Consider the following 13,087-nt stretch of genomic DNA (forward strand, 5'->3'; position numbering starts at 1 on the left):
GCCGGTCGCCGGACTGCGGGCACCGTACCCCCACGTCCTGCAGCACCACGACGATCGCAAGCGAACCGTACTCAGAGCCCGCCGTCCGGCACAGCCCCATGGGGCACAACGGCCACGCCGACGCGCACGAGGTTATCCACAGCGGTTGACACCGTACGGCGCTCGACCGACCATTGTTGCGAATGGACCGAACGATCGGTCGGTCGGGAGCGAGAGGTCGAGGGGGACCGCATGGCGACAGCATCAGCGCACCACACGGCCCGCACACAGGCGGACGAAGCCGCCGACGAAGCGGCGCGCACAGCGGCATACGAGGTCGTCTTCGACGCCGCGGTGGCGGCCGACGAACGCATCGAGCCCCGCGACTGGATGCCCGACGCCTACCGCTCGACCCTGGTCCGCCAGATCGCGCAGCACGCCCACTCCGAGATCATCGGCATGCAGCCGGAGGCCAACTGGATCACGCGCGCGCCCTCGCTGCGCCGCAAGGCGATCCTGATGGCGAAGGTCCAGGACGAGGCGGGGCACGGGCTGTACCTGTACAGCGCGGCCGAGACGCTCGGCGTCAGCCGCGACGAGCTGCTGGACAAGCTGCACTCCGGCCGGCAGAAGTACTCCTCGATCTTCAACTACCCGACGCTGACGTGGGCGGACGTCGGCGCCATCGGCTGGCTCGTGGACGGCGCGGCGATCACCAACCAGGTCCCCCTGTGCCGCTGCTCCTACGGCCCGTACGCGCGCGCCATGATCCGCGTGTGCAAGGAGGAGTCCTTCCACCAGCGCCAGGGGTACGAGCTGCTGCTGGCACTGAGCCAGGGCACCCCCGAACAGCACGCGATGGCGCAGGATGCGGTCGACCGCTGGTGGTGGCCCTCCCTGATGATGTTCGGCCCGCCCGACGACGAGTCCTCGCACTCCGCCCAGTCGATGGCGTGGAAGATCAAGCGCCACTCGAACGACGAACTGCGCCAGCGCTTCGTCGACATAGCCGTGCCCCAGGCCGAATCGCTCGGCCTGACCCTGCCCGACCCCGACCTGGTGTGGAACGAGGAGCGGGGACACCACGACTTCGGCGCCATCGACTGGACGGAGTTCTGGGAGGTCCTCAAGGGCAACGGCCCGTGCAACGACCAGCGGATCACCCAGCGCCGGCGCGCCCACGAGGAGGGCGCCTGGGTGCGGGAGGCGGCCGCGGCCTACGCGGACAAGCACACGAGCGAGGCCGTCGGCTCGACGAGCACGACCGGTGAGACAGGAGCGACCCGAGCATGACGAACACCGACTGGCCGCTGTGGGAGGTCTTCGTGCGCTCGCGCCGCGGGCTCTCGCACACCCACGCCGGCAGCCTGCACGCGCCGGACGCCGAGCTGGCGCTGCGCAACGCCCGCGACCTGTACACCCGCCGCGGCGAGGGCGTCTCGATCTGGGTCGTCCCCTCGGCGGCGATCACCGCGTCCTCGCCCGACGAGAAGGACCCGTTCTTCGAACCGTCCGCCGACAAGCCCTACCGGCACCCGACGTTCTACGAGATCCCGGAAGGGGTGAAGCACCTGTGACGCTCACCGTGAACACCGCGGCCGCCCTGGCCCTCGGCGACGACGCCCTGGTGCTCTCGCACCGGCTGGGGGAGTGGGCGGGCCACGCGCCCGTCCTCGAAGAGGAAGTCGCCCTGGCCAACATCGCGCTGGACCTCCTCGGCCAGGCCCGGATCCTGCTGTCCCTGGCCGGCGACGAGGACGAGCTGGCGTATCTCCGCGAGGAGCGCGCCTTCCGCAACCTCCAGCTCGTCGAGCAGCCGAACGGCGACTTCGCGCACACCATCGCCCGGCAGCTCTACTTCTCGACCTACCAGCGGCTCCTCTACGCGCACCTGGCGTCCGGGGACAGCGAGTTCGCTCCCCTGGCCGCCAAGGCCGTCAAGGAGGTCGCCTACCACCAGGACCACGCCGAGCAGTGGACGCTGCGCCTCGGCGACGGCACGGACGAGAGCCACGAGCGGATGAGCCGGGCGTGCCAGGCCCTGTGGCGCTTCACCGGTGAGATGTTCCAGCCGCTCGACGGCGTCGACGTCGACTGGGACGGGATGCGGACCGCCTGGCTGGAGTCCGTCGGAGCCACCCTGCGCCGCGCCACGCTGACGGTTCCCGAGGGGCCGCAGACCGGGGCGTGGAGCGCCGGCGCCGGACGCCAGGGTCTGCACACCGAGTCCTTCGGACGGATGCTCGCCGAGATGCAGCACCTGCACCGCAGCCACCCGGGGGCGTCATGGTGACGACCACCGCCCTGGAGGAGGAGCTGCGCAGGCTGGCCGGCTCCGTTCCCGATCCCGAACTGCCCGTTCTCACCCTGGACGACCTCGGTGTGCTGCGTGCCGTCCACGTCCGGGGCACGGACAGCGTCGAGGTCGAGCTGACCCCGACCTACACCGGCTGTCCGGCGGTCGAGGCCATGTCCATGGACATCGAGCGGGTGCTCCACGAGCACGGCGTACGCGAGGTGTCCGTGGTCACGGTGCTCAGCCCCGCCTGGTCGACGGACGACATCTCCGACGAAGGCCGCCGAAAACTGCGGGAGTTCGGGATAGCACCGCCGCGCGGCGGCCGTCCCGCGGGCCCGGTGTCCCTCGACCTGGGTCCGACGCGGACGGTCACGGACGGGCCGCAGCCCGAGCCCGTCCGCTGCCCGTCCTGCGGATCGGCCGAGACCGAGCTGCTCAGCCGCTTCTCCTCCACCGCGTGCAAGGCGCTGCGCCGCTGTCTGTCCTGCCGCGAACCGTTCGACCACTTCAAGGAGCTGTGATGGCCCGCTTCCACCCGCTCACGGTGGCCGCGGTCGACCGGATCACCGACGACTCCGTGGCCCTGACCTTCGCGGTGCCCGCGGACCTGCGCGAGGACTACCGGCACGCGGCCGGCCAGCATCTGGCACTGCGCCGCACGGTCGACGGCACGGAGATCCGCCGCACGTACTCCATCTGCTCACCGGCACCGGCCCCCGACGGCGAGGCACCGCGCACCCTGCGGGTCGGGGTGCGTCTGGTCGAGGGAGGCGCGTTCTCGACGTACGCGCTCAAGGAGATCGCCGTCGGCGACGAGGTGGAGGTGATGATTCCGGCGGGACGCTTCACGCTGGAGCCCTCGGCCGGCCTGTACGCGGCGGTGGTGGGCGGCAGCGGGATCACCCCGGTGCTGTCGATCGTCTCGACCCTGCTGGCACGGGAGCCGGACGCGAGGTTCTGCCTGATCCGCAGCGACCGTACGGCGGCCTCGACGATGTTCCTCGAGGAGGTCGCCGACCTCAAAGACCGCTATCCGCAGCGCTTCCAGCTGGTGACGGTCCTCTCCCGGGAGGAGCAGCAGGCCGGGCTGCCGACCGGACGGCTCGACCAGGAGCGGCTGACCGGACTGCTTCCGGCACTGCTGCCCGTGGACCGGGTGGCGGGATGGTTCCTGTGCGGGCCGCTGGGGCTCGTGGAAGGCGCCGAGCGGGCCCTGCGCGGGCTCGGGGTGTCCCGGGCACGCATCCACGAGGAGATCTTCCACGTGGACGCCGCCGCCACGACTCCTTCCGCGATACCGGCTCCCGCGCACAGCACGGTGACCGCACGGCTCGACGGACGCGGCGGCACCTGGCCCGTCCAGGACGGCGAGTCGCTGCTGGACGCGGTCCTGCGCAACCGTCCGGACGCGCCCTACGCCTGCAAGGGCGGCGTGTGCGGCACCTGCCGGGCGTTCCTCGTCTCGGGCGAGGTGCGGATGGACCGCAACTTCGCGCTGGAACCGGAGGAGACGGAGGCCGGGTACGTACTGGCCTGCCAGTCCCATCCCGCCACGGAAAAGGTCGAGTTGGACTTCGACCGCTGAGAAGGAGCGGCCGGTCACCGGCCGTTCCCTTCTCATAGAACCTGTTCTATCTTGACGCACCGTCAGATCAGGCTTTCCGTCTGGTCGTTGGTCCGGTGCGTGCGCGGGAGGACGGGATCGTGGACTTCACCTTCACCGAGGAGCAGCAGGCGGCGGTCGAGGCGGCGCGGGCGGTGTTCGCCGGGGTCTCCCCCGACGGGGTGCCCAGTCCCGCGCTCACCGCGGGCGCCGTCGCCGAGGACTTCGACCGGCCCCTGTGGGCGAAGCTCGCCGACGCGGATCTGCTGAGCCTGCTGCTCGACGAGGAGGCCGGCGGGGCGGGCCTCGACGCGGTCGCGCTGTGTCTCGTGCTGCGGGAGTCCGCGAAGGTGCTGGCACGGGTGCCACTGCTGGAGAGCAGCGCGGCGACGGCGGCCGTACAGCGCTACGGCGGCGCGGAGTCGAGGGCGGAGCTGCCGGCGCGGGCCGGCCGGGGCGAACTCGTGCTGACCGTCGCCGCCAACGGCAGGACCGGTCACGACCCGGCCGAACGCGCCGTGACAGCGCGGCAGGACGGCACGGGATGGGTGCTGGACGGGGTGCAGACGGCTGTTCCCTGGGCCTTGGACGCCGACTTCGTCGTCGTGCCCGCGCACACGGACGCCGGCCGGACCGTCCTCGCGCCGGTTCCCCGCGGCCACGAAGGAGTCGTGATCGCCGAGCAGATCTCCACGACCGGTGAGCGGCTCGGTGAACTGCGGCTGGAGTCCGCCCGCATCGCCGCCCGGGACGTCATCGACGCTCCGGGCGCGTGGGAGTGGCTGCGTGACCTGTTGACCACCGGCACGTGTGCCCTGGCGCTGGGGCTCGGGGAGGAAGTGCTCCGGATGACGAGCACGTACACGAGCGAGCGGGAGCAGTTCGGGTTCCCGGTCGCCACGTTCCAGGCGGTCGCCGTCCAGGCCGCCGACCGCTACATCGACCTGCGCGCGATGGAGGCGACGCTCTGGCAGGCCGCATGGCGGATCGGCACGGGAGCCGACGGCGCGCTCCCGGCATACGGCGATGTGGCCGTCGCCAAGATCTGGGCGTCCGAAGGAGTACGCCGGGTCGTCCAGACCGCCCAGCATCTGCACGGAGGGTTCGGCGCCGACACCGAGTACGCGCTGCACCGGTACCACGCCTGGGCCAAGCACCTGGAACTGTCACTCGGCCCGGCGGCGGCACACGAAGAAGCCCTGGGCGATCTGCTGGCGGCGCACTCCCTGGGCTGACAGGCCCCCGGCCTCCAGGCAATCCCCGGGTCGGGCGGGCCGGGCTACAGCACGAAGCCGGGCTCGCCCTTGTCGTTGACGACCGGGCGGCCGGCGGCCTCCCAGATCTGCATGCCGCCCTCGACGTTCGCGGCGTCGATGCCCTGCTGGACCAGATACATGGTGACCTGGGCCGAACGGCCGCCGGAACGGCAGATCACGTTGACCCGGCCGTCCTGCGGGGCCGCCTCGGTCAACTCGCCGAACCGGGCGACGAAGTCGCTCATGGGAATGTGCAGCGCCCCCTGGGCGTGACCTGCCTCCCACTCGTCGTCCTCCCGGACGTCCAGCAGGAAGTCGTCGACCGCGAGACCGTCGACCCCGACGGTGGGCACACCAGCTCCGAAACTCATGCCTCCGACGCTACCCGACCGCGCCGACGCGAAGCTCAGGGAGCCTCGGAGATCAGCGTCGCCAGCTCGTGCTCGCGCTCGCCGACCTGCGCCAGCAGCTGTTCGGCGATCTCCTCCAGAAGATGGTCCGGGTCTTCCGGAGCCAGCTTGAGCATGGCGCCGATGGCGCTCTCCTCCAGCTCGCGGGCGACGAGGGTGAGCATCTCCTTGCGCTGCGAGAGCCATTCGAGGCGGGCGTAGAGCTCCTCGCTGCGGCTCGGCTTCCACTCCGCGGGCGTGGGACCCGCGGCCCACTCCGCGGCCAGCTCCCGCAGCAACGCCTCGTCGCCCCTGGCGTACGCGATGTTCACACGGGAGATGAACTCGTCACGCCGCTTGCGCTCCGTGTCGTCCTGGGCGAGGTCGGGGTGCGCCTTGCGGACCAGCTCACGGAAGAGCTTGCGGGCCTCCTCGCTGGGACGCACCCGCTGCGGAGGCCGTACGGGCTGGTCCGTGAGCATGGCCACAGCCTCGGGAAACAGGCCGTCCGAGTCCATCCAGCCGTGGAACAGCTCCTCGACACCGGGGATGGGCATGACCCGCGCCCGTGCCTCGTGCGCCTTGAATATGTCCTCCGGGTCGCCCGTGCGCGCGGCACGCGCCTCGGCGATCTGGGCCTCCAGCTCATCGAGCCGGGAGTACATCGGACCGAGCTTCTGGTGGTGCAGCCGGGAGAAGTTGTCGACCTCGACGCGGAAGGTCTCCACGGCGATCTCGAACTCGATCAACGCCTGCTCGGCCGCTCGCACGGCCCGCTCGAGGCGCGCCTCGGGCCGGTCCTCCTCGGCCGGAGCCTGGCTCCGGCCCTCATCGGCCCGAGCCTCGCCGTGCCCGTCGGACCGCTCCTCGCCCTGCCCCGCGGTCCGGGACCCGGAGTGGGCGCTGGACGGGGCGTCGGAAGGGGCGTCCGCGCCCTCCGGGCCCGCCGTGCCCTGCGCGTCGGCGCTGCGGCCCTCGGCGCCGGGGGAGGCGTGGGGCGTCCCGTCCTCCGGGGCACCGGAGTGTTCCCGGGCCCCCTCGAAGGCGGGCTCGGGCTGGCTCTGATCGGCTTCCGGGGTCGTCACCCGACCAGCGTAGGCCACACTCCCCCGGGGCTCACTGTCTTCCCCGCCCCTACAGCCACCTGACCGGCCACAACGACCCCAATGACCCCAACCACCCCGATCATCCCGACCCCGGGATCGGCACCCGGAACCGGCCCCACCGCCGGCACCGGGTCCGACCCGGCTCGGCTCGGACCCGACCTCGGCATCGGCATCGGCATCGGCATCGGCATCGGCCGGGACCCTGCCCCTGCCCTTACCCCCTGCACCGGCACGGCTCTCCCCCGGTTCACACCCCCGGTTCAGAAGCGATCCGTCCGCTGCGGACCGCCGCGATCAGGGTCGCGTGGTCGGCCTCCGTGCGGTCCGCGTAGGCGACGGCGAAGGAGGCGACGGCCTCGTCCAGCTCCTCGTTCTTGCCGCAGTACCCGGCTATCAGGCGCGGGTCGGCGCTGTGGCTGTGGGCGCGGGCCAGCAGGGCGCCGGTCATGCGGCCGTAGTCGTCGATGTGGTCGGCGGGCAGGGCCGCGGGGTCGACGCTGCCCTTGCGGTTGCGGAACTGGCGCACCTGGTAGGGGAGGCCGTCGACCGAGGTCCAGCCGAGAAGGATGTCGCTGACGACCTGCATGCGCTTCTGGCCGAGGACGACACGACGTCCCTCGTGGGCCACCTCGGGCATCGGATGGCCGATGGTCGCCAGATGCGGGAGCAGCGCCGAGGCGCGGGCCTCCTTGACCTGGAGGACCAGGGCCTCGCCGCGGTGGTCCAGGAGCAGCACCACGTACGAGCGGGTGCCGACGCTGCCGGTACCGACGACGCGGAAGGCGACGTCGTGCACCGCGTGACGGGCGAGCAGGGGAAGGCGGTCCTCGGAGAGCGTCGTCAGATAGTGCTCCAGGGACGCCGCGACCGCGGCCGCCTCCGTGTCGGGAACACGGCGCAGCACGGGTGCCGCGTCCACGAAGCGACGGCCGCCGCCCTCCACGGCCTCGGTCGACTTGGCGGCGAACCGTCCGCTGGTGTTGGCCCGCGCCTTCTCGGAGACCCGCTCCAGAGTGCCGAGCAGGTCATGGGCGTCCGTGTGCGAGACGAGTTCCTCGTCGGCGATGGCGTTCCAGGCGTCCAGCACCGGCAGCTTCGCCAGCAGGCGCATGGTGCGGCGGTACGCGCCGACGCAGTCACGCGCGGCGTCACGGCAGGTGTCCTCGTCGGCTCCGGCCTCCCGGCCCGCGAGCACGAGCGAGGTGGCGAGCCGCTTGAGGTCCCACTCCCAGGGGCCGTACACCGTCTCGTCGAAGTCGTTCAGGTCGATGACCAGGCCGCCGCGCGCGTCCCCGTACAGACCGAAGTTCGCCGCGTGGGCGTCACCGCAGATCTGGGCGCCGACGCCGGTCATCGGGGTGCGCGCGAGGTCGTACGCCATGAGGCCGGCGCTGCCGCGCAGGAACGCGAAGGGCGTGGCCGCCATCCTGCCGACCCGTATCGGGGTGAGCTCGGGGATCCGGCCCCGGTTGGACTCCTCGACCGCGGTCACGGCGTCCGGCCGGCCGGCGTCCACCAGGAGCTCGGCGTGCGCCGCGCGCGGGACCCGCCCGCGCAGGGCCTTCCCCTCCTCCTTGGGCGAGCCCTTCACCGGCCAGGCGGAGAACCCCGGAACCGCGAAGCCCCGGGCCCCGAACGCCTCGGCCGCCGGCCCGCCCTCGGGCGAAGACCGCCTCCCGGACTCCGGCGCGGACGCGTCCCCGGGCCGACCGCCGAGGTGCTCCTGCCGCACCGGACCGGTCTGCTCGACCAGCCCGGCCCGTCCCGCCGCAACCGTCTGCCGCTCCGACCCCGCTGTACCGACCTCGGTCATCACGACCGCCTCCCCCGCGCACGAACACCAATTCGTGCTGACCGTACAGCCGGCCAGGAAAACGCGTCAGGCCCTGTGGACAACTCCGCGGGCGTCCGGGGAGGAGGCCGCGAACACACCCGTCGGCTACCGCAGCCGCTCCGGGCAGGTCCCGCTCTCGGGCAGACATCTCTCCGCCCAGGCACCCAGCTCCTTGAGGGCCGGCTCCAGCGCCGCTCCCGTCTCCGTCAGGGCGTAGCAGACCCGCAGCGGGGGGCCCTCGGTGACCTTGCGCACGACCAGGCCGGCCGCGCCGAGTTCGGTGAGCCGGTCCGAGAGCATCCGCTCGCTGATGCCGGGGATCGCCCTGCGCAGGTCGGCGAAGTGGGCGGGCTGCTGCATGAGGACCGCCAGGACGAGGCCCGTCCAGCGCTTTCCGAGCAGGGCGAAGACACGGGTCATGCCGTCGTCGACCTTCTGGCACGGCCCCGCGTCGTGGCTTCCCGGTTCTGCCATGAGCCCAGGGTACTGCGTCCCTACAAGGGGATGAAAAAAAGTAAGTAGCTGTGTTATCTCTAGTTAGGAACGAAAGAGAAGCCCTCTCGGGTGACTCGGCTTCCCGGGACAGCCCTGCCCCGGCCCGGATCGCACCCCGACCCGGTCCACACCGCGCCCCCGTTCACGCCTCCACCCGGGGCCCGGCCTCGCCGCCGGCTCCGGCGCCCGACCCCCTACACACCTTTTGTCTGGAGATCGTCATGGCCACCCTCCTCCACATCGACTCGTCCGTCTCCCCGGACGGCGCCTCCACCTCGCGTGCCGTGACGCACGCCTTCCGTACGGCCTGGGAGGAGCAGCACCCCGACGGCACGGTCGTCTACCGGGATCTCGACGCGCAGCCCGTGCCGCACATCACGGCCGACGCCCACACCGCCGGCTTCGCCGCCCCGGACACGCACACCCCGGGACAGGCCGAGGCCTTCGCCGCCCGCCTGAAGCTGATCGAGGAGGTGGAGAACGCGGACGCGATCCTGATCGGCGCCCCCATGTACAACTTCTCCATCCCCTCGACCCTCAAGGCGTGGCTGGACAACGTCGTCCTCGTCGGGCGCACGGCCATGACGGAGGACTCGAAGGTCAAGGGCATCCCGGTCACCGTCGTCGCCAGCCGCGGCGGCTCGTACGCGCCGGGCACTCCGCGCGAGGGCTTCGAGTACGTGCAGAACTACCTGGAGGCCCTACTGCGCGACATGCTCGGCCTCGACACCGAATTCATCGTCCCGGAGCTCACCATGGCCCCGCACAACCCGGCGATGACCGACCTCGTCCCGCTCTTCGAGGCGTCCCGGAGCAAGGCCCTCGACGACGCGGCCACCCGGGCCAAGAAGCTCGCGGCGCGCTTCGCCGCCTGATCACGGCCCCGGCAGTCGGCAGCCGGCCGCTCCACCCATCGGACGCGGCCCGGCGGCACGACGGCAAGAGCCCCGCAGGGCGGACACCCGCCCTGCGGGGCTCAGCCGTAGAGCACCTCCTCGATCAGCGTCGACCGGCTCTCCCCGTTCTCGGCCAGGACGCCGTCCGAAGGCACCGACGGCCGCTCAGGCTCCTTCCGCCCGCCTTCCATCAGCCCTCCGTCCGTCTTCCGCCCGCCCTCCGCCCGCCGATCGGCACCCGGCGCCGTCACGCGCGAGGCGACCGCGACGAGGCGGCACAGGCAAAGTCGGCGAAAGCCGCCCCAGACCTGTGGAACCGACGAAGGCCCAGGCACACTCTGCGTGTTGTAGCCCTGATCGAAAGGACGGACCGGACATGATCACGCTCACCAAGGAAGACGGCCCCGCAGACCTGGACGGAGTGACCCATCTGGCCATCGGTGTGTCCTGGGACCCCACGGCCGGCAGCAGTGGTGGAGTGCTGGGCAAGCTGCGCCGCAAGACGGGTACCGATCTCGACCTGATCGCCATCGCCATGCAGGGCCGCGACCCGGTGCGCCTCGCCGGCCTCGACTCGCTCGACCCCATGGGCAACGGCTCGTTGGTCCACAGCGGCGACAACCAGACCGGACACGGGGACGGCGACGACGAGACGGTGACCGTCGAGTTCGCGCGGATCCCGCCCCACATCACGTCGATCGTGTTCGTCGCCGCCGCGTACAAGAAGGGCAGCGCCTTCGAGAAGGCGCGCAACATCAGCTTCAAGGTGTACGACGCGAGCGGCGGAAGTTCCCAGCAGGTCGCCGACATATGGCCCAGCCTGCTCACCCAGGACAACGGCTGTGCCGTGGCGAAGGCGCTGCGGGTCGACGCCGGCTGGAAGCTCGAAGTGATCAATTCAACAGGGAAGATCAAGCAGGGGGACGAGCACGCCCTGATGCGCTTCGCGATCAGCAAGTAGTCCGTCGACGAAGCGACGGCGCCCGGCGCCCGTGCCTTCGCGAACGCCCCGTCAGTCCGCCCCACCCAGTCCCGCCCCGCCGCCGGTCTGCGCGGCGCTCGTCGAGGTACCGGACGCGACGTCGGCGACCGCGCGTACGACAACTCCGCGCTCCAGGACGCCGCACGTCCGGCCGCCGGCCTCGGGCGGCCGGAGAAGCGGCACCGCCCAAAGCGGCAGAAGATCCGCTTTCGGCTCCGCGACGGTGTCGAGGGCTGCAACGGATGGGCAAAGAATCCACTGGCCGAGGACGTCGAGGCCACCGGCTCACGGCATTGTCCGAGGCGCCGTCGCGGTATCCGGGGAACGACCACGCGGACGGCCCTCCCAGCCTCCCGGCCTTCCGGTTCGCCCGCACCAACCACAGCAAGATCCGGAAGCGGCCCGGGACACCGGCGCCGGGCGATGGGCGTCCCCGCCGTCGCACCCACCCGGGACGGAAGCCCGAAGTCCCCGGACCAGGCACCGGACATCGGACGCCGGACACCCCGAACCATCCGACGAAGGCCGGCCGGCCCTCCCGGAGTCCTCGCCCCCGCACCGGGTCGAGGACCGGCCGACAGCTCCGAAAAGCAGGGCCCCGGCAGTGAGATACCTCACCGACGGGGCCCTGTCGTATCGCCGTCCCGGCCGCGACCGGCCACAACAACGAGGAACGGGCCCCTCCCGCGACTTTCGTCACCGGGAGAGACCCGTTCATCTGGTGCGCGAGGGGGGAGTTGAACCCCCACGCCCTTGCGGGCACTGGAACCTGAATCCAGCGCGTCTGCCTATTCCGCCACCCGCGCATTGGGTGTGTCTTCCGTCTCCCGCTTTCGCCGCGGGCGCCTTCCGACATGCAGAAGATTAGCACGCTGTCAGGGGTGGAATCACATCCCTTTCCCCGGCCCTCCCGCCCGCCCCGCACACCCGGCCGTCCCCCGCACCCGCAGGCCCGGCGCCCCTGCCCCGCCCGGCCGGCGGGCCCGAGCGGCTCCGCACCCCGCGCAGGCCCGCCCCCTCGCCCGCGCCCCGGCGTACGTCACACGTTTCAGACAGAACCGGTTCACGTATCAACCTCGTACCGGTCCAGCGCATCTCCACAGGAGTCGGACGGGCTGCACAGTCAGGTGCGGGACACTGGTCCTGGAGCGCCTCTACGATCCATGGCAGAAGCAGTGCCGGGAAGAGTTCGAAGAGGGGCCTCCCAGGGAACTTCGGGAGGGGACTTCGGAAGGCGTCGACAACCCGTCGACCGTGCCGACAGGGGGAACCAGCCGATTTCCCGACGCGTGGATACGATCAGTAAGCAGTACCAGCAAGGCCGACTAGGCCGGCTGGTCCAGCAGGGCCAGGAAGACGACAGCAAGCTGTACCAGGACGGCAACGACGGAGGAGGTGCCCCATGGGAGTCCTGAAGAAGTTCGAGCAGCGTCTCGAAGGTCTGGTCAACGGCACCTTCGCCAAGGTGTTCAAGTCCGAGGTCCAGCCCGTGGAGATCGCCGGAGCGCTGCAGCGCGAGTGCGACAACAACGCCACGATCTGGAACCGCGACCGGACCGTCGTCCCCAACGACTTCATCGTGGAACTGAGCACACCGGACTTCGAGCGGCTCAGCCCCTACTCCGGCCAGCTCGGCGACGAACTCGCCGGAATGGTCCGCGACTACGCCAAGCAGCAGCGCTACGCCTTCATGGGCCCCATCAAGGTCCACCTGGAGAAGGCGGACGACCTCGACACCGGCCTGTACCGGGTCCGCAGCCGTACGCTCGCCTCCTCCACCAATCAGCAGTCCCCCGAGCGCGCCCCCGCGGGCCCCGCCCCGGCAGGCCCCCGCGGAGCCCAGGGTGGCTACGGCTACCCGCCCTCGGCCGCTCCCCCCATGCCGTCCGCGCCGCCGCCCGGCGGCCGTCCGGGCATGGCACCCATGGGTGCCCGGCCCCCGGCCGGCCCGGCGGCGGGCGGCCGAATGCGGCACTGGGTCGAGATCAATGGCTCACGCCACCAGATCTCCCGCCCGACGCTGGTGCTGGGCCGCAGCACCGAAGCCGACGTGCGGATCGACGACCCCGGCGTATCGCGCCGGCACTGTGAGATCCGGACCGGAACGCCCTCGACGATCCAGGATCTCGGGTCCACCAACGGCATCGTGGTGGACGGGCAGCACACAACCCGCGCTACGCTCCGCGACGGCTCGCGGATCGTCGTGGGCAGCACCACCATCATTTACCGGCAAGCCGAAGGGTGAAGC

General features: G+C 71.5%; 15 protein-coding genes and 1 tRNA gene. 10 read left to right on the forward strand and 6 right to left on the reverse strand.

From position 1 onward, the window contains the following. Positions 1-231: 231 nt before the first annotated feature. The 6 genes from paaA to ACH4S8_RS23115 all read left to right on the forward strand — a co-directional run bounded on the left by paaA (position 232) and on the right by ACH4S8_RS23115 (position 5,116). Entirely contained in the window at positions 232-1,272 is a 1,041-nt protein-coding gene (gene paaA, locus ACH4S8_RS23090; protein ID WP_398396920.1) for a 1,2-phenylacetyl-CoA epoxidase subunit PaaA, read from the forward strand. Beyond that, a complete protein-coding gene (gene paaB / locus ACH4S8_RS23095; RefSeq protein WP_103554257.1) occupies positions 1,269-1,556 on the forward strand; it encodes a 1,2-phenylacetyl-CoA epoxidase subunit PaaB in 288 nt (95 codons plus the stop codon). The genes paaA and paaB overlap by 4 nt, the downstream gene beginning before the upstream one ends. Then, on the forward strand, positions 1,553-2,272 hold the full coding sequence (paaC, locus tag ACH4S8_RS23100; protein WP_398396923.1) for a 1,2-phenylacetyl-CoA epoxidase subunit PaaC: 720 nt from the start codon (positions 1,553-1,555) through the stop codon (positions 2,270-2,272). The genes paaB and paaC overlap by 4 nt, the downstream gene beginning before the upstream one ends. Continuing rightward, positions 2,266-2,799, forward strand: coding sequence for a 1,2-phenylacetyl-CoA epoxidase subunit PaaD (gene paaD, locus ACH4S8_RS23105; protein ID WP_398396925.1), 534 nt, complete (start codon positions 2,266-2,268; stop codon positions 2,797-2,799). Before paaC ends, paaD begins: the two co-directional genes overlap by 7 nt. Then, the gene (gene paaE / locus ACH4S8_RS23110) at positions 2,799-3,863 is read left to right on the forward strand and encodes a 1,2-phenylacetyl-CoA epoxidase subunit PaaE (protein WP_398396927.1); all 1,065 of its coding nucleotides are present in this window, start codon (positions 2,799-2,801) and stop codon (positions 3,861-3,863) included. Before paaD ends, paaE begins: the two co-directional genes overlap by 1 nt. A 119-nt stretch (positions 3,864-3,982) precedes the next feature. Continuing rightward, the gene (locus ACH4S8_RS23115) at positions 3,983-5,116 is read left to right on the forward strand and encodes an acyl-CoA dehydrogenase family protein (RefSeq protein WP_398396929.1); all 1,134 of its coding nucleotides are present in this window, start codon (positions 3,983-3,985) and stop codon (positions 5,114-5,116) included. Positions 5,117-5,160: 44 nt separating this feature from the next. On the opposite strand, the gene ACH4S8_RS23120 is transcribed toward ACH4S8_RS23115, so the two are convergent. The 4 genes from ACH4S8_RS23120 to ACH4S8_RS23135 all read right to left on the reverse strand — a co-directional run bounded on the left by ACH4S8_RS23120 (position 5,161) and on the right by ACH4S8_RS23135 (position 8,940). After that, positions 5,161-5,508: a rhodanese-like domain-containing protein gene (locus ACH4S8_RS23120; protein ID WP_398396931.1), complete on the reverse strand. Its 348-nt coding sequence runs from the start codon at positions 5,506-5,508 to the stop codon at positions 5,161-5,163. A 35-nt stretch (positions 5,509-5,543) separates the two neighbouring features. Further along, on the reverse strand, positions 5,544-6,611 hold the full coding sequence (locus ACH4S8_RS23125; RefSeq protein WP_398396933.1) for a hypothetical protein: 1,068 nt from the start codon (positions 6,609-6,611) through the stop codon (positions 5,544-5,546). A 268-nt stretch (positions 6,612-6,879) separates the two neighbouring features. After that, positions 6,880-8,445 (reverse strand): DUF2252 domain-containing protein, encoded by a 1,566-nt coding sequence (locus tag ACH4S8_RS23130; RefSeq protein ID WP_398396935.1) that lies wholly within the window; start codon positions 8,443-8,445, stop codon positions 6,880-6,882. A gap of 126 nt (positions 8,446-8,571) precedes the next feature. Continuing rightward, a complete protein-coding gene (locus tag ACH4S8_RS23135; protein WP_398396937.1) occupies positions 8,572-8,940 on the reverse strand; it encodes a winged helix-turn-helix transcriptional regulator in 369 nt (122 codons plus the stop codon). A 242-nt stretch (positions 8,941-9,182) separates the two neighbouring features. Between ACH4S8_RS23135 and ACH4S8_RS23140 the strand changes: the two genes are divergently transcribed. Both ACH4S8_RS23140 and ACH4S8_RS23145 read left to right on the forward strand, forming a co-directional pair. Continuing rightward, on the forward strand, positions 9,183-9,836 hold the full coding sequence (locus ACH4S8_RS23140) for an FMN-dependent NADH-azoreductase (protein ID WP_398396939.1): 654 nt from the start codon (positions 9,183-9,185) through the stop codon (positions 9,834-9,836). A 397-nt stretch (positions 9,837-10,233) separates the two neighbouring features. Continuing rightward, complete coding sequence (locus ACH4S8_RS23145; protein WP_398396941.1) at positions 10,234-10,818, forward strand: TerD family protein; 585 nt, start codon at positions 10,234-10,236, stop codon at positions 10,816-10,818. Positions 10,819-10,869: 51 nt separating this feature from the next. Here ACH4S8_RS23145 and ACH4S8_RS23150 read toward each other — a convergent pair whose 3' ends face one another. Continuing rightward, complete coding sequence (locus tag ACH4S8_RS23150; RefSeq protein WP_398396943.1) at positions 10,870-11,022, reverse strand: hypothetical protein; 153 nt, start codon at positions 11,020-11,022, stop codon at positions 10,870-10,872. 536 nt (positions 11,023-11,558) lie between these two features. Next, a tRNA-Leu gene (locus ACH4S8_RS23155) sits at positions 11,559-11,645 on the reverse strand. A 483-nt stretch (positions 11,646-12,128) separates the two neighbouring features. Here ACH4S8_RS23155 and ACH4S8_RS23160 point away from each other — a divergent pair. Together ACH4S8_RS23160 and ACH4S8_RS23165 are read left to right on the forward strand one after the other, a co-directional pair. Beyond that, positions 12,129-12,254 carry a hypothetical protein gene (locus ACH4S8_RS23160; RefSeq protein ID WP_339130476.1) on the forward strand — a complete coding sequence of 42 codons (126 nt, stop codon included), beginning with the start codon at positions 12,129-12,131 and terminating at the stop codon, positions 12,252-12,254. Then, positions 12,242-13,084 carry an FhaA domain-containing protein gene (locus ACH4S8_RS23165; protein ID WP_398396946.1) on the forward strand — a complete coding sequence of 281 codons (843 nt, stop codon included), beginning with the start codon at positions 12,242-12,244 and terminating at the stop codon, positions 13,082-13,084. The genes ACH4S8_RS23160 and ACH4S8_RS23165 overlap by 13 nt, the downstream gene beginning before the upstream one ends. Positions 13,085-13,087 lie beyond the last annotated feature (3 nt).

The organism is Streptomyces sp. NPDC021080 (genome assembly GCF_044333225.1).
In the GTDB taxonomy this organism is placed as follows: domain Bacteria; phylum Actinomycetota; class Actinomycetes; order Streptomycetales; family Streptomycetaceae; genus Streptomyces.

Excerpts from the sequence above, each read along its gene's own strand:
- paaA (WP_398396920.1), top strand. The coding sequence starts at position 232 with ATGGCGACAGCATCAGCGCACCACACGGCCCGCACACAGGCGGACGAA.
- ACH4S8_RS23120 (WP_398396931.1), bottom strand. The coding sequence starts at position 5,508 with ATGAGTTTCGGAGCTGGTGTGCCCACCGTCGGGGTCGACGGTCTCGCG.
- ACH4S8_RS23145 (WP_398396941.1), top strand. The coding sequence starts at position 10,234 with ATGATCACGCTCACCAAGGAAGACGGCCCCGCAGACCTGGACGGAGTG.
- ACH4S8_RS23135 (WP_398396937.1), bottom strand. The coding sequence starts at position 8,940 with ATGGCAGAACCGGGAAGCCACGACGCGGGGCCGTGCCAGAAGGTCGAC.
- paaD (WP_398396925.1), top strand. The coding sequence starts at position 2,266 with ATGGTGACGACCACCGCCCTGGAGGAGGAGCTGCGCAGGCTGGCCGGC.
- paaB (WP_103554257.1), top strand. The coding sequence starts at position 1,269 with ATGACGAACACCGACTGGCCGCTGTGGGAGGTCTTCGTGCGCTCGCGC.
- ACH4S8_RS23165 (WP_398396946.1), top strand. The coding sequence starts at position 12,242 with ATGGGAGTCCTGAAGAAGTTCGAGCAGCGTCTCGAAGGTCTGGTCAAC.
- ACH4S8_RS23130 (WP_398396935.1), bottom strand. The coding sequence starts at position 8,445 with ATGACCGAGGTCGGTACAGCGGGGTCGGAGCGGCAGACGGTTGCGGCG.
- ACH4S8_RS23140 (WP_398396939.1), top strand. The coding sequence starts at position 9,183 with ATGGCCACCCTCCTCCACATCGACTCGTCCGTCTCCCCGGACGGCGCC.
- paaE (WP_398396927.1), top strand. The coding sequence starts at position 2,799 with ATGGCCCGCTTCCACCCGCTCACGGTGGCCGCGGTCGACCGGATCACC.